General features: G+C 71.0%; 17 protein-coding genes. 13 read left to right on the top strand and 4 right to left on the bottom strand.

What is annotated here, in order from left to right:
- The first annotated feature begins 352 nt into the window (after positions 1-352).
- From ACWDZ7_RS26980 to ACWDZ7_RS26970, 3 genes are all read left to right on the top strand, one after another.
- Positions 353-955 carry a hypothetical protein gene (locus ACWDZ7_RS26980; protein ID WP_451800468.1) on the top strand — a complete coding sequence of 201 codons (603 nt, stop codon included), beginning with the start codon at positions 353-355 and terminating at the stop codon, positions 953-955.
- 103 nt (positions 956-1,058) lie between these two features.
- Positions 1,059-1,718: a hypothetical protein gene (locus ACWDZ7_RS26975; protein ID WP_451800467.1), complete on the top strand. Its 660-nt coding sequence runs from the start codon at positions 1,059-1,061 to the stop codon at positions 1,716-1,718.
- 47 nt (positions 1,719-1,765) lie between these two features.
- Positions 1,766-2,755 (top strand): hypothetical protein, encoded by a 990-nt coding sequence (locus tag ACWDZ7_RS26970; protein WP_451800466.1) that lies wholly within the window; start codon positions 1,766-1,768, stop codon positions 2,753-2,755.
- A gap of 19 nt (positions 2,756-2,774) precedes the next feature.
- On the opposite strand, the gene ACWDZ7_RS26965 is transcribed toward ACWDZ7_RS26970, so the two are convergent.
- On the bottom strand, positions 2,775-3,422 hold the full coding sequence (locus ACWDZ7_RS26965; protein WP_451800465.1) for an NAD(P)-dependent oxidoreductase: 648 nt from the start codon (positions 3,420-3,422) through the stop codon (positions 2,775-2,777).
- A 59-nt stretch (positions 3,423-3,481) separates the two neighbouring features.
- The gene (locus ACWDZ7_RS26960; RefSeq protein WP_451800463.1) at positions 3,482-4,483 is read right to left on the bottom strand and encodes an EamA family transporter; all 1,002 of its coding nucleotides are present in this window, start codon (positions 4,481-4,483) and stop codon (positions 3,482-3,484) included.
- A gap of 118 nt (positions 4,484-4,601) precedes the next feature.
- Here ACWDZ7_RS26960 and ACWDZ7_RS26955 point away from each other — a divergent pair, with 118 nt between their 5' ends.
- The 9 genes from ACWDZ7_RS26955 (at position 4,602) to ACWDZ7_RS26915 (ending at position 14,995) form a co-directional block, all read left to right on the top strand.
- Complete coding sequence (locus ACWDZ7_RS26955) at positions 4,602-5,141, top strand: MarR family winged helix-turn-helix transcriptional regulator (protein WP_451800462.1); 540 nt, start codon at positions 4,602-4,604, stop codon at positions 5,139-5,141.
- 187 nt (positions 5,142-5,328) lie between these two features.
- The gene (locus tag ACWDZ7_RS26950; RefSeq protein WP_451800460.1) at positions 5,329-6,678 is read left to right on the top strand and encodes a nitrate/nitrite transporter; all 1,350 of its coding nucleotides are present in this window, start codon (positions 5,329-5,331) and stop codon (positions 6,676-6,678) included.
- Between the two features lie 104 nt (positions 6,679-6,782).
- Positions 6,783-7,955 (top strand): uroporphyrinogen-III synthase, encoded by a 1,173-nt coding sequence (locus ACWDZ7_RS26945; RefSeq protein ID WP_451800459.1) that lies wholly within the window; start codon positions 6,783-6,785, stop codon positions 7,953-7,955.
- Positions 7,956-8,082: 127 nt separating this feature from the next.
- On the top strand, positions 8,083-8,670 hold the full coding sequence (locus ACWDZ7_RS26940; RefSeq protein ID WP_451800457.1) for a CGNR zinc finger domain-containing protein: 588 nt from the start codon (positions 8,083-8,085) through the stop codon (positions 8,668-8,670).
- Positions 8,671-8,841: 171 nt separating this feature from the next.
- Positions 8,842-9,417, top strand: a complete 576-nt coding sequence (locus ACWDZ7_RS26935) for a sigma-70 family RNA polymerase sigma factor (protein WP_451800455.1) — start codon at positions 8,842-8,844, stop codon at positions 9,415-9,417.
- The gene (locus ACWDZ7_RS26930) at positions 9,414-10,235 is read left to right on the top strand and encodes an anti-sigma factor family protein (protein WP_451800453.1); all 822 of its coding nucleotides are present in this window, start codon (positions 9,414-9,416) and stop codon (positions 10,233-10,235) included. The genes ACWDZ7_RS26935 and ACWDZ7_RS26930 overlap by 4 nt, the downstream gene beginning before the upstream one ends.
- Positions 10,236-10,361: 126 nt before the next feature.
- Positions 10,362-12,701, top strand: coding sequence for a HelD family protein (locus ACWDZ7_RS26925; protein ID WP_451800547.1), 2,340 nt, complete (start codon positions 10,362-10,364; stop codon positions 12,699-12,701).
- A gap of 347 nt (positions 12,702-13,048) precedes the next feature.
- Positions 13,049-14,482: a malic enzyme-like NAD(P)-binding protein gene (locus tag ACWDZ7_RS26920; protein ID WP_451519287.1), complete on the top strand. Its 1,434-nt coding sequence runs from the start codon at positions 13,049-13,051 to the stop codon at positions 14,480-14,482.
- 231 nt (positions 14,483-14,713) lie between these two features.
- Positions 14,714-14,995, top strand: coding sequence for an HU family DNA-binding protein (locus ACWDZ7_RS26915; RefSeq protein ID WP_016645140.1), 282 nt, complete (start codon positions 14,714-14,716; stop codon positions 14,993-14,995).
- 64 nt (positions 14,996-15,059) lie between these two features.
- On the opposite strand, the gene murA is transcribed toward ACWDZ7_RS26915, so the two are convergent.
- Positions 15,060-16,409 (bottom strand): UDP-N-acetylglucosamine 1-carboxyvinyltransferase, encoded by a 1,350-nt coding sequence (gene murA, locus ACWDZ7_RS26910; protein ID WP_451515541.1) that lies wholly within the window; start codon positions 16,407-16,409, stop codon positions 15,060-15,062.
- 254 nt (positions 16,410-16,663) lie between these two features.
- Between murA and ACWDZ7_RS26905 the strand changes: the two genes are divergently transcribed.
- A complete protein-coding gene (locus ACWDZ7_RS26905) occupies positions 16,664-17,263 on the top strand; it encodes a YqgE/AlgH family protein (RefSeq protein ID WP_451800452.1) in 600 nt (199 codons plus the stop codon).
- On the opposite strand, the gene ACWDZ7_RS26900 is transcribed toward ACWDZ7_RS26905, so the two are convergent.
- Positions 17,236-18,174, bottom strand: a complete 939-nt coding sequence (locus tag ACWDZ7_RS26900; protein ID WP_451800451.1) for a LysR family transcriptional regulator — start codon at positions 18,172-18,174, stop codon at positions 17,236-17,238. The genes ACWDZ7_RS26905 and ACWDZ7_RS26900 overlap by 28 nt on opposite strands.
- Between the last annotated feature and the right edge of the window lie 73 nt (positions 18,175-18,247).

Raw genomic sequence — 18,247 nt, 5'->3', positions numbered from 1 at the left:
CAGAAGCGAAGCCCATTGCGTTGCGCGACTGTTACGCGCGAGTTGGTGACCGCAATGAGCCGAAAAACCCTGGGAAATGGGGGCGTTGGGAAGCCGGGCCGGTCGGGCCTCGTCAGTCACACAAGCAACGCCATTCGCTTTGGTGAAGTGCACGTGTGCGAAAAGGCGCTGGACGGGGCGGCATTGGACGCAGCGACGCGCAAAGCATTGCAATCGCCAACGGGGGAGGGTCGATGGCCGGTGATGATCTCGACGCGCCACGTGCCCGACTCCTAAGCTGACGGCTCTTCCTGCTGCTCGCACGGGTCGATCGTCCGCGGGGCGGCGGGTTCATCACTGCCAGGAGATCACTTTGCTCTGCAAGAAGACCGCGCTGCGTTTGGCCGCGCCCGTCGCCGTACTCGCCCTCGCGCTGACCGCCTGCGGTGGCGGTGACGACAAGAAGTCGGAGGAGAAGCCGAGGACCGACGCCGCCAACTCGCAGGCCAAGCCGAAGGAGCCCGCCGCGCTGACGGCCGGCGAGAGCACCACGGGGAAGGTCAAGGAGGGCGACGCCACCGTCACGTACGACGTCGCCGCGCAGAAGGTCGACCTGGGCACGGAGGCGGAGACCAAGAAACTCGTCTCGGACCCGAAGAAGGCCAAGGGCCTGGTCGCCGCGGTCGCCCACGTGAAGTACACGCACAAGGCGGGCGCACCCCTCGCGGACGTCCCGGACGTGGGCGACGGCGCGGAGATCTACGCCGACGGCACTCGCGGCGGCCTCCTGATCGGTGCCTCCGAGGACGCGGCGGGCTGCGAGGACGAGCTGGAACTGGAGGGCTGGAAGAAGGGCGAGAGCCACGTGCTCTGCCAGACCTACCTGGTCCCCGTCGGCACCAAGGAACTTGAGGTCCAGTGGACCCCGGAGGGCAGCGAGGCCGAGCCGACCGTCTGGAAGTTCCCGGCGAAGTAGGCGCGGCGGGTGAGCCGCGTGCCGAGACGCGGCGGCGCGCGGCCACGCTCGGTTGGATAGCTTGGATCACTGCAAGAGAACTCTCCCCCACCAGGAGCTGACCGTGAACCCCCGACCTGCCTTGCTCACAGCGGCCACCCTCACTGCCGCGGCAGTCCTTTCGCTCTCCGCCTGCGGAGGGGGCGATGGGGGGTCCAAGGACAACGACAAGATCGCCGGGGCCGGATCGGGGGACGAGGCGAAGAAGTCACCCTCCCCATCGGCGTCGTCGGACGGGATCGAGCGGCCCGAGGTCACCTTGCCGAAGGGGGTTGAGCTGGCCTTCACCCCGGAGACGACGGGCGAGCCGAAGACCGACGCGGTGCTGCGTGACAGTGCGGAGTATCAGCGCGCCCTTGTCGAGGCCATAGACAAGCGGGACCCCAAATCAGAGGCCATTGTTTTTTACAGCAAGGGCTCGGCCCTGCTGGGTTCGGTCGACTGGGTCAGCGGGTTCATCAAGGCCGACACGACGCTGACCGGCTCGGTGCGCTATTTCAACCGCAAGGTCGTCTTCAGCAAGGACGGTTCCGCCGGGCTCACGTACTGCGCCGACGAGTCCAAGGGGTACACGAAGGACCGTAAGACGAAGAAGACGAACGTCACCAAGGCCACGAAGAATTCGTACGTCTTCTACAACGACCGGCTCCGTAAGAACTCCAAGGGCGTGTGGCAGCTCACCAAGAGCACCTCGGAGCGGGGGAGCGAGGTCTGCCAGCCGTGACGCGCAGGAGTGTAGCCCTGGCCATGTGCGCGGCCATGCTGTTTACCGTGCAGGCCGCGCCTGCGGCATGGGCAGATTGGACGAACCCCGGGGCTCCCAGCAGGGACGCCAAGGGCGGCAAGAACGGCCGCACCATCACCGTACAGACGAAGGTGCGGACGTCCGTCAACGGCGACACGCGATCCGCCACGACCGGCAACCTTTCGTCGGCGGACAGCAATTGGAATCCGCCCGCGTGCTGGTACGAGCCCGCGTTCTCGCCCAAGGAGATCGAGAAGACCGTCAAGGCGTGGCGCGGTTTCGGTGATGGCGTCCCGCTCTTCGACGGCGTCGGCGAGTTCGTCGGTGACTATCTCGACGACCGCTACAAGAAGGGCAAGCCGTACAAGGACTACAACCTCGACAAGCAGGGCAAGGGGATGTTCTGGGCGGCCGCGGTCAATCCGAACCGCAAGGACGACCCGGAGGCCAGCGCGTGCGACAAGCAGCCGTTCTGGGTTGATGAGGGCCAGACCCCCGATGAGCCCCTCGCCGTCACCCCGAAGATCCTCGCCGAGTACGCCTATGACGAACTCCCCGTCCCCGACACCGAGATCACGATGGCCCCGACGGGCGAGACGAAGGTCAACCTGCCGACCTGGGTCTGGCTGGACAAGGCGAAGTTCAAGAAGGTCTCCGTGACGGCGAGTATCCCGGGGTCCGGCCTCTCCGCGACGACGACCGCCGAGCCCGTCTCCCTCACGATCGACCCCGGGACGGCGGACGCCGAGACGTACCCGGCCTCGGGGGAGTGCCCCATCGAGGGCGGGCGGATCGGCCGGCCTCGCGCCAAGGGGACTCCCGTGGACACCGAGCCGGCGTGCGGCGTGCGGTATCTGCGGTCCTCCGCCAAGGACGGTGCGTACGAGCTCAACGCCACCCTCACCTGGGAGATCACCTGGACCAGCACCGAGGGTTACGGCGGCGACCTGCCGGACGGGGTGTACGGCGCGGCGCAGGATGTCGTCGTGCGGGAAGTCCAGGCCGTCAACCGCTGAGCGTCAGTCAGGCAGTCGGTCAGTACCCGGCCGTGAAGCGCGCACGCGGGTGTTCGGGATGTTCCGTTTCGTTCAGGAGGGCTACCGCCAAGTCCTCCATGGAGAGGGACGAGTTGCCGTCCGTGTCCACCAGTAGGTCGTCCTTGCCGAGGCGGAACGTGCCGGTGCGGGTGCCCGGTTCCAGGAGCGCGGAGGGGCTCAGGTAGGTCCAGTTCACGGGCGTGTCCGCCGTGCGGAGTGCGTCGTACTGGGCGTTGGAGGCCGCCGCTATGTGGCGCCAGGCCGTGGGGACGTATCTCGGGTCGTCGATCGCCAGGGTGCCCTCCCTGTCGGGGACCGTCAGGCTGCCCGCGCCGCCGACCACCAGGAGGCGGATGCCGGGGGTGTGGGCCAGGCCCGACAGCATGGCTCTGGTGATGGTCGCGTGGTCGTCTTCGCGGCCCGGGGCCGGTCTCGTCGCGTTCACCATGACGTCCTGCCCTGTGGCCAGCTCCGCCACGTGGTCCGGGTTTCCCGCGTCGCCCGTGCGGTGCGTGGCGTCGGGGTGCAGCGCCGGGTAGCGCGCGGGGTCGCGGACCACCGCGGTGACCTCGTGACCGCGGGCCAGGGCCTCGGTCACGACGCGGCTTCCCACGTTTCCTGCTGCTCCGAAGACGGTGATGCGCATGGGGTTCGCTCCTTGTGTCGTCGTTCAGTGATGTGAGTGGCGGGTTGTGCGTTGTGGGGTTATGGCTTGCGGGCGGCTCGGGGCGCTTGGCCGAGGAGGACGCTCGTCAGGACCAGGGCCAGGCCGCCGACCTGCCAGGCGGTCAGCGTCTGGCCCAGGAGCAGCAGGCCCGCGAGCGTGGCGACCACCGGGTTGGTGAGGCCGAGGAAGGAGACCGAGGAGGCGGGGAGGCGTTCGATGCCGCGGAACCACAGGGCGTACGCGATGGCCGTGCCGATGATGCCGAGGTAGGCGTACCCGGCGAGGTTGTCGCCGGTGAAGTGGTCCGGCAGGCCCTCCGCGGTGAGGGCGATGGGCGCAAGGACCAGGCCGCCCGCGGTGAGCTGCCAGCCGGTGAGGGCGAGCAGCGAGACTCCCTCGGGGCGGCCCCAGCGCTTGCTGAGGACCACGGCGAGGGCCATCAGCGTCGTGGCCGCCAGCATCGCGATGATCCCGGTGGCGTCGATCGCCGCGCTGCCGCGCAGGACCAGCAGCCCGACGCCCACGACACCGACGAGGCCCGCGGCCAAAGTACGACGGGTGGGCCGCACCTTCAGGACGCCGATCCCGAAGCCCGCCACGAGCAGCGGCATGACCGCGGAGATCGTCGACGCGACGCCGCCGGGCAGGCGGTAGGCGCCGAAGAAGAGGAGCGGGAAGAAGGCGCCGAAGTTGAGCAGCCCGAGCACGGCCGCCTTCCACCACCAGTCGCCGCTCGGCAGCCGCCTGGTGAGCGCGAGCAGGATCAGCCCGGCGGGCAGGGCGCGCAGGGCCGCGGCGAGCAACGGGCGGTCCGGGGGCAGCAGTTCGGTGGTCGTGACGTACGTCGTGCCCCAGGTGGCGGGGCCGATCGCGGCGAGCGCGGCGATGCCGGCGGCGGTCTTGGCGGTGGTGCGGGACGCCACCGGGGTCCTGGCGGCTGCGGTCCTGGCGGCCGCGGTCTTGGCGGCCGCGGTCTTGGTGACCGGTGCCTTGACCGTCCGTGCGGACGGGCGCTCCACGGTGCTCTTGCTGACGGACATGACGCTTCCCCTCGCTCTTCCCCTCAACGCTGTTATTCTCAACGTTGAGACAAATATGGACCCCCGGTCTACGAACGTCAAGTATCTGAACGTTGAGAGATTCAGGAGTACTACAGCCATGGCTGAGCAAGAGCCGTCGGAACAGCCCCAGCCCGACGCCATCGACGCGCTCCGCGCCCAGTGGCGCCGCGAACGCCCCGACCTCGACCTCACGGGCCTGGACGCGATGGCCCTGGTGGGCCGCATCAAGCGCGCCGACCACCTGCTGAGCAAGGGCATGAAGAAGGTCTTCGTCGAGTACGGCCTCGAATTCGCGGAGTTCGACGTCCTCGCCACGCTGCGCCGGGTCGGCGCCCCGCACGAGCTGACCGCGGGCGGCCTCCTGAAGACGGCGATGGTGACCTCGGGCGCCATCACCAACCGCCTCGACAAGCTGGAACGCAAGGGCCTCATCGAACGCCACCCCGACCCCGCCGACCGCCGGGCCATCCGCGTACGCCTCACCGAAGCGGGCCTGGACCTCGTGGACCGCGCGGTCGTCGACCACATCGCCAACGAGGAACGCATGCTGGCCGCCCTCACCCCCGCCGACCGCGAGGCGCTCGACTGGGCGCTGCGCCGCCTCCTGGTGTCACTGGGGGACACCCACCTGGGCTGAGCGGCCCTCACCGCCCCACCGCCCTACTCACCCGCCCCTCACCACCCCGGCCCACCCCACGTGAGAGCAACGTTCCCCGACGGTCACTCCACGCCACAGGGCCGAAACGCGATCTCCCTACCTTCGGGACCGTCGGCACTTTCGGGAGCGCCGGCCGATGCCCGTGGACTAGCCGTGGAGGCGCGTGATGTGGATCGAGCGGTGGGACCCGGAGGACGAGAGGTTCTGGAAGGAGGAGGGAGGCGAGCGGGTCGCCCGGCGCAACCTCGCCTTCTCGGTGCTCTCCGAGCACATCGGGTTCTCCATCTGGAGCCTGTGGTCCGTGATGGTCCTGTTCATGGGACCGGAGTACGGGATCGACCCGGCCGGAAAGTTCTTCCTCGTGTCGATGGCGACCCTGGTCGGGGCCGTCGTCCGCGTCCCGTACACCTTCGCCGTCGCCCGCTTCGGCGGCCGCAACTGGACCGTCATCGCCGCCTCGCTGCTGCTCGCGCCGACCGTCGCCGCCTTCGCCGTCATGGAGCCGGGGACCTCCTACGCCACCTTCATGGTGTGCGCGCTGCTCACCGGCGTCGGCGGGGGCAACTTCGCCTCCAGCATGACCAACATCAACTCCTTCTTCCCGCTGCGGAAGAAGGGATGGGCGCTCGGGCTCAACGCCGGGGGCGGCAACATCGGCGTACCGGTCGTCCAGCTCGTCGGGCTCGCTGTCATCGGGGCGAGCGGCGGGCCCCGGGTGGTGCTCGGCATCTACATCCCGCTGATCCTCGTCTCCGTCTTCTGCGCCGCCCGCTACATGGACAGCATCTCGTCCGTGCGCAACGACACGGGCGCGGTCAAGGCCGCCACGCGGGACGCGCACACGTGGATCATGGCCTTCCTGTATGTGGGGACGTTCGGGTCGTTCATCGGATACAGCTTCGCCTTCGGGCTCGTCCTCCAGACGCAGTTCGGCCGTACGCCCCTGGAGGCGGCCCAGCTGACCTTCATCGGCCCGCTGCTCGGCTCGCTCATCCGGCCCGTCGGCGGACGGCTCGCCGACCGGTTCGGCGGGGCGCGCATCACCCTGTGGAACTTCGTCGGCATGGGCGCCGCGACCGGCGTCGTCGTGGCCGCCTCGGTCCAGGAGTCGCTGCCGCTGTTCGTCGGCGCCTTCATCGCCCTGTTCATGCTCACCGGACTCGGCAACGGATCGACGTACAAGATGATCCCCGGGATCTTCCAGGCCAAGGCGGAGGCGAAGGGGCTCGTGGGGGAGGAGGCCGCGGCCTACGGGCGGCGGCTGTCGGGGGCCGCCATGGGGCTCATCGGAGCGGTCGGCGCGCTCGGCGGGCTCGGCATCAACCTCGCCCTGCGGCAGTCCTTCCAGACCGTGGGCTCGGGCACGGGCGCGTTCATCGGGTTCCTCGCCTTCTACGGGGTGTGCTCGGTCGTCACCTGGGCCGTATACCTTCGTGGGAAGACGGCCCTGCGCACGCGTACGGTCGCCGGGGCCGATACGGACGCGAAGCCGCAGCTCAGCTATGCCGAGGTGTGACGTAACACGGCGGACATCGCAGTGATCCGGGCCTGTCACGCGCCGTTGACAGGCTCGGTCGTCCGCCGCCCACGAGCCACGAGCGGGACGAGACGAGACAAACTATGCACGCCACTCCACCGCAGCCCAGGCCGTCGAACGCCGCTCCGGCGGCGCACGGCCCCCTCGCCGGATTCACCGTCGGCGTGACCGCCGCCCGCCGCGCCGACGAGCTCGGCGCGCTGCTCCAGCGGCGCGGCGCCACCGTCCTGCACGCCCCCGCACTGCGCATCGTGCCGCTCGCCGACGACAGCGAACTCCTCGCCGCCACCAAGCAGCTGATCGACCAGGCCCCCGACGTCGTGGTCGCCACCACCGCCATCGGGTTCCGCGGCTGGATCGAGGCCGCCGACGGCTGGGGGTACGGCGAGGCGCTGCTCGGCTGCCTGCGCGGCGTCGAACTGCTCGCCCGCGGCCCGAAGGTGAAGGGCGCGGTGCGCGCCGCCGGGCTCACCGAGGAGTGGTCGCCGTCGTCCGAGTCCATGGCCGAGGTCCTTGACCGGCTGCTCGGCGAGGGTGTCGACGGGCGGCGCATCGCGCTGCAACTGCACGGCGAGCCGCTGCCCGGCTTCGTGGAGGCGCTGCGGGCCGGGGGAGCGGAAGTCGTCGGCGTACCCGTCTACCGGTGGATGCCGCCGGAGGACCTCGCGCCCGTGGACCGGCTGCTCGACGCGGCGGTCGGGCGGGGTGTCGACGCGCTGACGTTCACCAGCGCGCCCGCCGCCGCCTCGCTGCTGTCCCGCGCGGAGGAGCGGGGCATGGCGGACGAGTTCCTGGCCGCCCTCGACCATGACGTACTGGCCGCCTGCGTGGGGCCCGTGACCGCGCTGCCGCTCCAGTCCCGGGGCGTGGCCACCGTCCAGCCCGAACGTTTCCGGCTCGGCCCCCTCGTACAACTGCTCTGCCAGGAACTGCCCTCCCGCGCGCGGGCGCTGCCCATCGCCGGGCACCGTGTGGAGATCCGCGGCCACGCCGTGCTGGTCGACGAGGAGCTGCGGGCCGTGCCGCCCGCGGGCATGGCCCTCCTGCGCGCCCTCGCCCGCCGGCCCGGCTGGGTGGTGGCCCGCGCCGAACTGCTGCGCGCCCTGCCGGGCGCCGGCCGCGACGAGCACGCGGTGGAGACGGCGATGGCCCGGCTGCGTACGTCGCTCGGTACGCCGAAGCTGATCCAGACGGTGGTCAAGAGGGGCTACCGCCTCTCGATCGACCCGGCGACGGAGTCGAAGTACACGGTCTGAGCGCATAACTGACGGTTCGTCGAACGCCGTCCGGTGGCGGGGGTTCCGGACCCGCCGGGGGACAGGCACTGTAGGGGGTACGCAACGGCACTCACTCACCGGTGACCTCCAAGGCGGTGACAGGCGCATGGCGTTGGGCACGGCCCCGGCTCCGTACGAGCTGCGATTCGACTCCGGGCGGAGCAGCCTGGACCTCGTGGCGACGAACCACCCCGTGGAACGGCTCGACTCCGTGGCCAGGCTGCGCGCCTGGCTCGCGGGCGCGGGCCTCGTCCCGGCGGGCGCGCCCCTGCCCGGCGCGGGCCCGCCGTGGCTCACAGCGTTCCACGAACTGCGTGCCCGGATCGAGGAGTTGGTGCTCGGTGAGATCGGCGGTGCGCCCGCTGCCGGCGCGCTGGAACGCGTCAACGCGCTGGCCGCCGCCGCGCCCCCGGCGCCCCGCGCGGTGCGCGCCGCCGACGGCACCCTGGTCCGCGCCCTGCGGGACGACCCGGGCTGCGCGGCGCTCGTCGCCTGCGTCGCCAGGGACGCCGTCGATCTGCTCACCGACCCCGCGGCCCGCGCCCTGCTGCGGCAGTGCGAGGGCGACAACTGCCTCATCGTGTACCTGGACACGTCCCGCGGGCACCGCCGCCGCTGGTGCTCCAGCGAGGTGTGCGGCAACCGCGAACGAGTCGCGAGGCACCGCCGCAGGGCCGCGCTCGCCCGCACCTGAATGCCGCGCTCGCCCGCACCTGAATGCCGCGCTCGCCGGCACCTGAATGCCGCGCTCGCCCGCACCTGAACCACTTGTTTCCGCGGTCCGTTGAACACCCCGCGCCCCACGTACGTATCTCCGACGTGAGACCCGCCCGACCCGCCCGAAGCGCGGACACCGGAGGCAGACGTGCGCAAGGATTCCGCCGTGGCCGATGAACGCCCGCAGCCGCCCCGGCACCGCCTTGGCCGACCGCCGGGCCCGGACGAGGAGCTGATGCGCGCGCTCTACCGCGAGCACGCGGGTCCCCTCCTCGCGTACGTGCTGCGGCTGGTGGCGGGAGACCGGCAGCGCGCCGAGGACGTCGTACAGGAAACGCTCATCCGTGCCTGGAAGAACGCCGGTCAGCTCAACCGGGCGACCGGTTCGGTACGCCCCTGGCTGGTGACGGTCGCCCGGCGCATCGTCATCGACGGCCACCGCAGCCGGCAGGCCCGGCCGCAGGAGGTCGATCCGTCGCCGCTGGAGGTCATCCCCGCGGAGGACGAGATCGATAAGGCGCTGTGGCTGATGACGCTCTCCGACGCGCTGGAGGATCTGACTCCCGCGCACCGAGAGGTACTTGTCGAGACCTACTTCAAAGGGCGTACGGTCAATGAGGCGGCGCGGACGCTGGGCATACCCAGCGGCACGGTCCGCTCACGGGTCTTCTACGCGCTTCGTTCGATGAAGCTCGCACTGGAGGAGCGGGGGGTGACGGCATGACCGAGTCCTACGGCCACCATGGCGCGTGGCAGGACGACACCATCCACGAGACCGTCGGCGCCTACGCCCTCGGCGTGCTCGACGAGGCCGAGGCCGCGCGGTTCGAGGAGCATCTCGCCGGGTGCGGGATCTGCGCGCGGCAGCTGGAGGAGCTCTCCGGCGTGGAGCCGATGCTGGCGGCGCTCGCGGACCTTCCCAGCGGACACGGCGGACACGGCGTACCGGCCATCGGTGAACGGCTCGCGGCCCGCCCGGGCCCCCGCCTCGCCGACCGCCTCGTCGCCGAGGTGTCGCTCCGGCGCGAGCGGCGCCGCAGGCGCGGGCTGCTCCTGGTCGCGGCGGCGGTCGCGCTGATCGTCGGCGGCCCGCTCACCGTCCTCGCGGTGAGCGGGGACGACGAAGGCGCCCCGAAGGACGTCGCCGTCGAGCAGCGGCCGCACCCGCACCCCACCAGCCCCGCCGAGGACGCCTTCTTCCACCACATGGACGAGAAGGCGCGGGCCACGGACCCGTCGACGAAGGTCAGCGCCACGGTCGGCACGGAGAAGAAGGCCTGGGGCACGCACACCGTCCTGGAGCTGAAGAACGTCAAGGGCCCGCTCAAGTGCTCCCTGGTCGCGGTGGGCAAGAACGGCGCGAAGGAGACGGTCACCACCTGGTCGGTGCCCAAGTGGGGCTACGGCATCAAGGACAGCCCGAACAAATGGGCGCGCGATCCTCTGTACGTCCACGGGGGCGCCGCCATGGACCGCGACGACATCGACCACTTCGAGGTGACCACCTTCGACGGCGACCGCCTGGTCACGGTCGACGTATAGGCCGACATATGGGCCGACGTAGAGGAGGTGCACAAGCGGGGCCCCTTTCGCGTACGGTGGACGGCTGCTCATCACAGGCGAGCAGCACGTCTGAAAGGGGCCTCGGTGGCCGACCTCAACGCAGTAATGCCGCCAGGCACACGCGACCACGAGATCAGTGTCGAACAGGACCATCTCGACCAGGTCTACCGACGTCTCGAAGAGAAGATCCACGAGGCCGAGTTCCTGATGAACGACGCCGCGCAGCGCTCCCAGGTGGGCACGCCGGGCGCGCTCGCCGAGCGCGACGCGCAGGTCTTCCGCGCCGGCGTCCACCTCAACCGGCTCAACAACGAGTTCGAGGACTTCCTCTTCGGCCGCATCGACCTGCTCCGGGGCAAGGACGGCAAGAAGGGCCCGGACGGCGCGTACACGGCGGTCGAGCCCGCGGAGGGCGCGATCGGCGAGGACAACACGGCGGAGATCGCGGAGACGCTCCACATCGGCCGCATCGGTGTCCTCGACGCGGACTACTCCCCGCTCGTCATCGACTGGCGCGCGCCCGCCGCCGCCCCCTTCTACCGCTCGACCCCGGTCGACCCGGGCCGCGTCGTGCGCCGCCGCGTCATCCGCTCCAAGGGCCGCAAGGTCCTCGGCGTCGAGGACGACCTGATGCGCCCGGAGATCACCGCCCGCCTCGACGGCGAGGAGCTCCCGGTGATCGGCGACGGCGCGCTGATGGCCGCGCTCGGCCAGGCGCGCAGCCACTCGATGCGGGACATCGTGGCGTCGATCCAGGCCGAGCAGGACATGGTGATCCGCGCGCCCGCCGCGTCGGTGACGTACGTGGAGGGCGGCCCCGGCACCGGCAAGACGGCGGTGGCGCTGCACCGCGCCGCCTACCTCCTCTACCAGGACCGCCGCCGTTACGCGGGCGGCATCCTCATCGTCTCGCCGACGCCGCTCCTGGTCGCCTACACGGAGGGCGTCCTGCCCTCCCTCGGCGAGGAGGGCCAGGTGGCGATCCGCGCGGTCGGCTCCCTCGTCGACGGCATCGGGGCCACGGTGTACGACTCTCCGGCGGTGGCCCGCGTCAAGGGGTCCTCGCGGATGCTGAGCGTGCTGCGCAAGGCGGCACGGGGCGCGCTGGAGGGCGTACGGGCCAGGCCCGCGGCCCCCCGCGACGAGCAGCTGACCTTCGGTGACGACCCGGCGCCGGAGCCCCGGGAGCCCCAGGGCACTCCCACCCGCCTCCGCGTCGTCGCCTTCGGCCGCCGCCTGGAACTGGACGCCGACCAGCTGGACCGCGTCCGCCGCAACGCCCTCGGCGGCACCGCCCCCGTCAACCTGCTGCGCCCGCGCGCCCGCAAGCTGCTCCTGGACGCCCTCTGGTCGCAGTCCGGGGCCGCGGGCCGCCACTCGGACCCGGAACTCGCCGCCGAGCTGCGCTCCTCCTTCGACGACGACATCACGTCAGAGGACGACTTCATCCGCTTCCTCGACGCGTGGTGGCCGGAGCTGACCCCGCGCGCGGTCCTGTCCGCGATGGGCGACGAGCGGCGCCTGGGCCGCTGGGCCCGCCGCGTCCTGAACCCCGGCGAGGTCCGCAAGGTCGCCCGTTCCCTCAAGCGGGACGCGCTGTCCGTGCACGACGTGGCGCTGCTCGACGAGCTCCAGGCGATCCTCGGTACGCCGCACAGGCCCCGCAAGAAGAAGGAGCTGGACCCGCTCGACCTGCTGACCGGCCTCGAAGAGCTGATGCCGCAGCGCGAGGAGACCCAGCGCGAGCGCGCCGAGCGCCTGGCGGCGGAGCGCACCGAGTACGCCCACGTCATCGTCGACGAGGCGCAGGACCTCACGCCCATGCAGTGGCGCATGGTGGGCCGCCGCGGGCGGCACGCCACCTGGACGGTCGTCGGCGACCCGGCGCAGTCCTCGTGGTCCGACCCGGACGAGGCGGCCGCGGCCCGCGACGAGGCCCTGGGCACCCGCCCGCGCCGCCGCTTCACGCTCACCGTCAACTACCGCAACCCGGCCGAGATCGCGGATCTGGCCGCCAAGGTCCTGGCCCTGGCGATGCCGGGCGCCGAGTCCCCGTCGGCGGTCCGCTCCACCGGCGTGGAGCCCCGCTTCAGTGTCGTACGCGGCGGGGATCTTGGCGCGTCCGTGCGCGAGGAGGCGGCCCTGCTCCTGGAGCGGGTGAGCGGCACGGTCGGCGTGGTCGTCGCGATGAACCGCCGCGACCAGGCGGCCCGCTGGCTGGCGGGGCTCGGTGACCGTGTGGTGGCGCTCGGCAGTCTGGAGGCCAAGGGCCTGGAGTACGACGCGACGGTCGTCGTCTCTCCGGCTGAGATCGCGGACGAGTCCCCGGCGGGCCTGCGGGTCCTGTACGTGGCGCTGACGCGCGCGACGCAGCAGCTCACGGTCCTTTCGGGGGAGCGGGACGACCCGGACGGGGAGGGTGTGCCGGACCTGCTCCGGGATTGATTCGCGGGACGGGAATTGCCTTGCGGGAATCGTTTGTTACCTTGGATGTGGCACCGGCTCGATCCAAGCCCCCGGGCCCAACCTTCGTCGCTACGAGCGACCACTTGCCGCGAGGCGAGCATGGCGGGTCGGTGTCATGAACGTAGGAGAGAGGCCCACGTCACCAAGTGACGTGGGCCTCTTTCTGTTTCCCGCGACTTCTCGTATGGTGGAAACCAGTTTCCGAAAACGAAGCGCAGCGGCCGGTGAACAAAACGTTCTCAATCCGGGGCGGCTACCACGTACTCGGCGGTAGGTGCGACCATCGGACGGCAAGAGCTACAAGGTGAAAGCAGAGGAAGTCGGCCATGGCAACGGCGCCCAGCGTCTCCTACTCGATGACGGTCCGGCTGGAGGTGCCCGCGAGCGGAACGGCGGTCTCCCAGCTCACCACGGCCGTCGAGTCATCCGGGGGCTCGGTCACCGGCCTCGACGTCACGGCCTCCGGCCACGAGATGCTGCGGATCGACGTGACGATCGCGGCGTCCTCCACCACGCACGCCGACGAGATCGTCGAGCAGCTGCGCACCATCGAGGGCGTGACCCTCGGCAAGGTCTCCGACCGTACGTTCCTGATGCACCTCGGCGGCAAGATCGAGATGGCGTCCAAGCACCCCATCAGGAACCGTGACGACCTCTCCATGATCTACACCCCGGGTGTCGCCCGGGTCTGCATGGCGATCGCCGAGAACCCCGAGGACGCGCGCCGCCTCACGATCAAGCGCAACTCCGTTGCGGTCGTAACGGACGGATCGGCCGTTCTCGGCCTCGGCAACATCGGCCCGAAGGCCGCGCTGCCGGTCATGGAGGGCAAGGCGGCCCTCTTCAAGCGCTTCGCCGGCATCGACGCCTGGCCGCTCTGCCTGGACACCCAGGACACCGACGCCATCGTCGAGATCGTCAAGGCGATCGCCCCCGGCTTCGCGGGCATCAACCTGGAGGACATCTCCGCGCCCCGCTGCTTCGAGATCGAGGCCCGGCTGCGCGAGGCCCTGGACATCCCCGTCTTCCACGACGACCAGCACGGCACCGCGATCGTGGTCCTGGCCGCGCTCACCAACGCGCTGCGTGTGGTGGCCAAGGGCATCGGCGACGTCCGTGTGGTCATGTCGGGCGCCGGCGCGGCCGGCACGGCCATCCTCAAGCTGCTGCTCGCCGCGGGCGTGAAGAACGCCGTGGTGGCCGACATCCACGGCGTCGTGCACGCCGACCGCGAGGACCTGGTCGGCGCCGAGCAGGACTCGCCGCTGCGCTGGATCGCTGACAACACCAACCCCGAGGGCCTCACCGGCACCCTCAAGGAGGCCGTCGTCGGCGCCGACGTGTTCATCGGCGTCTCGGCCCCGAACGTGCTGAACGGCGAGGACGTCGCCGCCATGGCCGACGACGCCATCGTCTTCGCGCTCGCGAACCCGGACCCCGAGGTCGACCCGGCAATCGCCCGTCAGACGGCGGCAGTTGTGGCCACCGGGCGCTCGGACTTCCCGAACCAGATCAACAACGTCCTGGTCTTCCCCGGTGTCTTCCGCGGCCTCCTCGACGCCCAGTCGCGTACGGTCAACACGGAGATGATGCTGGCCGCCGCGGGCGCGCTCGCCGACGTCGTCGCCGAGGACGAGCTGAACCGGAACTACATCATCCCCAGCGTTTTCAACGACAAGGTCGCGGGCGCGGTGGCCGGTGCGGTGCGCACCGCCGCGAAGGCCGCGGGGGCCACTGTGACGGGTCCCACGTCCGCCTGACCGTCGGCGCGTCGCGGGACACCGGTTCGTAAACGCCCCTTTAGGGTGGCGGACCATGGCCCTGCGGCCCTTCGGAGGGTGCCGGATTGGCTTTCCCGCCGCAGGTGGGGGCAGGATGCGTAATCGGGCGCGAGGGTCTGACGCCAGACCCGGGTCCGGGGACTGTCCGAGGACCCTGGCAGCATCGGCTTCGATCACGCCTCAACGGCAAAAGAACACGGGAGTACAAACATGAACCGCAGTGAGCTGGTGGCCGCGCTGGCCGACCGCGCCGAGGTGACCCGCAAGGACGCCGACGCCGTGCTGGCCGCGTTCGCCGAGACCGTCGGCGAGATCGTTGCCAAGGGCGACGAGAAGGTCACCATCCCCGGCTTCCTGACCTTCGAGCGCACCCACCGTGCCGCTCGCACCGCCCGTAACCCGCAGACCGGCGAGCCGATCAACATCCCGGCCGGCTACAGCGTCAAGGTTTCGGCCGGTTCCAAGCTGAAGGAAGCGGCGAAGGGCAAGTAGCCTCAAGCAGCTGAAAGGGGCGGTCACCCACTGGGTGACCGCCCCTTTTGCTTGCTGAAATCAGCTACAGCGCTGTCTTGCCGTTCGGGAGTTCGACCTTCGCGCCCAGCTCCTGGAGCTTCTCCATGAAGTTCTCGTAGCCGCGGTTGATCAGGTCGATGCCGTGGACGCGGGACGTCCCCTGGGCCGCGAGGGCCGCGATGAGGTACGAGAAGCCGCCGCGCAGGTCCGGGATGACCAGATCGGCGCCCTGGAGCTTCGTGGGGCCGCTGACGACCGCGGAGTGCAGGAAGTTCCGCTGGCCGAAGCGGCAGTGGGAGCCGCCGAGGCACTCGCGGTAGAGCTGGATGTGCGCGCCCATCTGGTTGAGCGCGGAGGTGAAGCCGAGCCGCGACTCGTAGACCGTCTCGTGGACGATGGACAGGCCCGCGGCCTGCGTCAGGGCGACGACGAGCGGCTGCTGCCAGTCGGTCTGGAAGCCGGGGTGCACGTCCGTCTCCAGGGCGATCGCGTTGAGCGAGCCGCCCGGGTGCCAGAAGCGGATGCCCTCGTCGTCGATCTCGAAGGCACCGCCCACCTTCCGGTAGGTGTTCAGGAACGTCATCATCGAGCGCTGCTGGGCGCCGCGGACGTAGATGTTGCCTTCGGTCGCCAGGGCCGCGGAAGCCCAGGAGGCGGCCTCCAGGCGGTCCGAGAGGGCGTGGTGGTTGTAGCCGCCCAGGCTGTCGACACCGGTGATCCGTATGGTCCGGTCGGTGTCCATGGCGATGATCGCGCCCATTTTCTGCAGGACGCAGATCAGGTCCTCGATCTCCGGCTCGACCGCGGCGTTCGAGAGCTCGGTCACACCCTCCGCGAGCACGGCGGTGAGCAGGACCTGCTCGGTGGCGCCCACGGACGGGTACGGCAGCTTGATCTTCGTGCCGCGGAGCCGCTGCGGGGCCTCCAGGTACTGGCCGCCCTCGCGCTTCTCGATGGTCGCGCCGAACTGGCGGAGCACCTCGAAGTGGAAGTCGATGGGACGGCCGCCGATGTCGCAGCCGCCGAGGCCGGGGATGAAGGCGTGCCCCAGGCGGTGCAGGAGCGGTCCGCAGAAGAGGATCGGAATCCGCGACGAACCGGCGTGGGCGTCGATGTCGGCGACGTTCGCGCTCTCCACGTGCGACGGGTCCATGATCAGCTCGCCCGGCTGCTCACCGGGGCGGACCGTCACGCCGTGCAGCTGAAGCAGGCCGCGTACGACACGTACGTCGCGGATGTCGGGGACATTGCGCAGCCGGCTCGGTGCGCTGCCGAGCAGCGCGGCGACCATGGCCTTGGGCACGAGGTTCTTCGCGCCGCGGACACGGATCTCGCCCTCCAGCGGGGTTCCGCCATGGACAAGCAGTACGTCTTCGGTGCCGGTGACGGTCATGAATCTCGCGTTCCGATTGGATGGACGGGGGGACCAAAGGGCCAAGCGTAATGGCCGCGTACCCCCCTTCCGTAAGGCCAAGGCCGTGCAAAACAGGTCATGAGTTCGCCACAACACGAACCGTGCGGAACCGGACACTCCGGGTCACCGCCCTCCGTGTGCGCTCCGGTCGCCTTCATGCGCCCTGATCTGCACCGGTTCACGTACGGCCATTACCTCCCCGCGCGGGGCGAAGATGCGGGATCATGTGGACCATGACCGAGGTGTCCTCGCTCACAGGGCGGCTGCTCGTGGCCACACCGGCCCTGGCGGACCCGAACTTCGACCGTGCGGTGGTGCTGCTCCTCGACCACGACGAGGAGGGCTCGCTCGGCGTGGTCCTGAACCGCCCGACGCCCGTGGACGTCGCCGACATCCTGGAGGGCTGGGGCGCGCTGACCGGCGCGCCGGGCGTCGTCTTCCAGGGCGGCCCCGTCTCGCTGGACTCGGCGCTCGGCGTCGCGGTGATCCCCGGCGAGGAGGGCGCGTCCCTCGGTACCCGGCCGCGCCCCGGCAGGGCGGACCCCGTCGGCTTCCGCCGTGTGCACGGCGCGATCGGCCTCGTCGATCTGGAGGCACCGCCGGAGCTGCTCTCCCCGGCCCTCGGCAGCCTGCGGATCTTCGCGGGGTATTCGGGGTGGGGGCCGGGCCAGCTGGAGACCGAACTGGCGGACGGCGCGTGGTACGTCGTCGAGTCCGAGCCCGGTGACGTCTCGTCGCCCGACCCGGAGCGGCTGTGGCGCGCGGTGCTCAGACGCCAGCGCAGCGAGCTGGCCATGGTGGCGACCTATCCGGACGACCCGTCGCTGAACTGACCGGTCCCGCCGAGAGCGAGAAACCGCTCGGCGAGCGGATGCGCGTCCCTGGCCGGGACCGCCAGGCGCACGGCGACGGGCGGGGCGTTCTTCAGGCGTACGTAGCGCAGGGACGGGTGGGAGTGCCTGCGGGCGACCGGTTCCGGGGCCACGCCCACGCCGTGGCCCGCGGCGACCGCCTCCAGCCACTCGTCGAAGTTGTCGGCGGTGCAGGCCGGTCGCGGGCGGCGCCCCTCGGGCCACAGCTCGGGGCCGGTCGTGCCGGTGACCGTGTTGACGACGAGGGGGAGGTCCGCCAGCTCCGTCCAGTCCACGACACGGCGGCCCGCGAGTTCGGGCGCGTCGCGGGCGAGGACGGCGACGCGCGGCTCGTGCAGAAGCAGGCGTGAGCGCACCGCGCCGCCGGCCGGGATGTCGCCCCGCACGACCGCGATGTCACAGGCGCCCGACAGCAGCCCGGCCAGCGGGGCGTCACGCCGCACCAGGCGCACGCCCGCGCCGGTGGCCGCCTTGAAGGCGTGGGCCAGCTCGGCGCACGCCTCGGGCAGCAGCGAGGTGAAGCCGAGCCGCAGAAGGGGCGGCTCGGCACCGGCGGCGGTGCGCAGCGTGGCGTCCAGGCGGCCCAGCAGCGGCACCAGCTCGTCCCGCAGCCGCCGCCCGGCCTCCGTGAGCGCGACGCGCCGCGTCGTCCGCTCCAGCAGCCGCGCCCCGAGGCTCTCCTCCAGCCCCCGCACGGCCCGCGTGAGCGCGGGCTGCCCGACGCGGAGCCGGTCGGCGGCGTGCGTGAAGCTCAGCTCGTCGGCTACGGCGAGGAAGGCGCGGAGGTGCCGCAGCTCGATGCCCTCCAGGGACACCCGGGACACCCGGGACACCCGGGACTCTCGGGGCTCCGGGGGCTGTACGTCATTCATGCCGCCCCAGCATAAATGCGCACGGCAGGCATTTCCCCCAGTATTCGGAGGGTGCCTACGTTTCCCTCGCCGG

The organism is Streptomyces sp. NPDC003032, assembly GCF_053591415.1.
This window is presented reverse-complemented; position numbering and strand designations above follow the sequence as displayed.

What these genes read in the sequence shown, in the direction of transcription:
- ACWDZ7_RS26965 (WP_451800465.1), bottom strand. Translation starts at nt 3,422, where the DNA reads ATGCGCATCACCGTCTTCGGAGCAGCAGGAAACGTGGGAAGCCGCGTC.
- ACWDZ7_RS26960 (WP_451800463.1), bottom strand. Translation starts at nt 4,483, where the DNA reads ATGTCCGTCAGCAAGAGCACCGTGGAGCGCCCGTCCGCACGGACGGTC.
- ACWDZ7_RS26955 (WP_451800462.1), top strand. Translation starts at nt 4,602, where the DNA reads ATGGCTGAGCAAGAGCCGTCGGAACAGCCCCAGCCCGACGCCATCGAC.
- ACWDZ7_RS26950 (WP_451800460.1), top strand. Translation starts at nt 5,329, where the DNA reads ATGTGGATCGAGCGGTGGGACCCGGAGGACGAGAGGTTCTGGAAGGAG.
- ACWDZ7_RS26945 (WP_451800459.1), top strand. Translation starts at nt 6,783, where the DNA reads ATGCACGCCACTCCACCGCAGCCCAGGCCGTCGAACGCCGCTCCGGCG.
- ACWDZ7_RS26940 (WP_451800457.1), top strand. Translation starts at nt 8,083, where the DNA reads ATGGCGTTGGGCACGGCCCCGGCTCCGTACGAGCTGCGATTCGACTCC.
- ACWDZ7_RS26930 (WP_451800453.1), top strand. Translation starts at nt 9,414, where the DNA reads ATGACCGAGTCCTACGGCCACCATGGCGCGTGGCAGGACGACACCATC.
- ACWDZ7_RS26925 (WP_451800547.1), top strand. Translation starts at nt 10,362, where the DNA reads ATGCCGCCAGGCACACGCGACCACGAGATCAGTGTCGAACAGGACCAT.
- ACWDZ7_RS26920 (WP_451519287.1), top strand. Translation starts at nt 13,049, where the DNA reads ATGGCAACGGCGCCCAGCGTCTCCTACTCGATGACGGTCCGGCTGGAG.
- ACWDZ7_RS26915 (WP_016645140.1), top strand. Translation starts at nt 14,714, where the DNA reads ATGAACCGCAGTGAGCTGGTGGCCGCGCTGGCCGACCGCGCCGAGGTG.
- murA (WP_451515541.1), bottom strand. Translation starts at nt 16,409, where the DNA reads ATGACCGTCACCGGCACCGAAGACGTACTGCTTGTCCATGGCGGAACC.
- ACWDZ7_RS26905 (WP_451800452.1), top strand. Translation starts at nt 16,664, where the DNA reads ATGACCGAGGTGTCCTCGCTCACAGGGCGGCTGCTCGTGGCCACACCG.
- ACWDZ7_RS26900 (WP_451800451.1), bottom strand. Translation starts at nt 18,174, where the DNA reads ATGAATGACGTACAGCCCCCGGAGCCCCGAGAGTCCCGGGTGTCCCGG.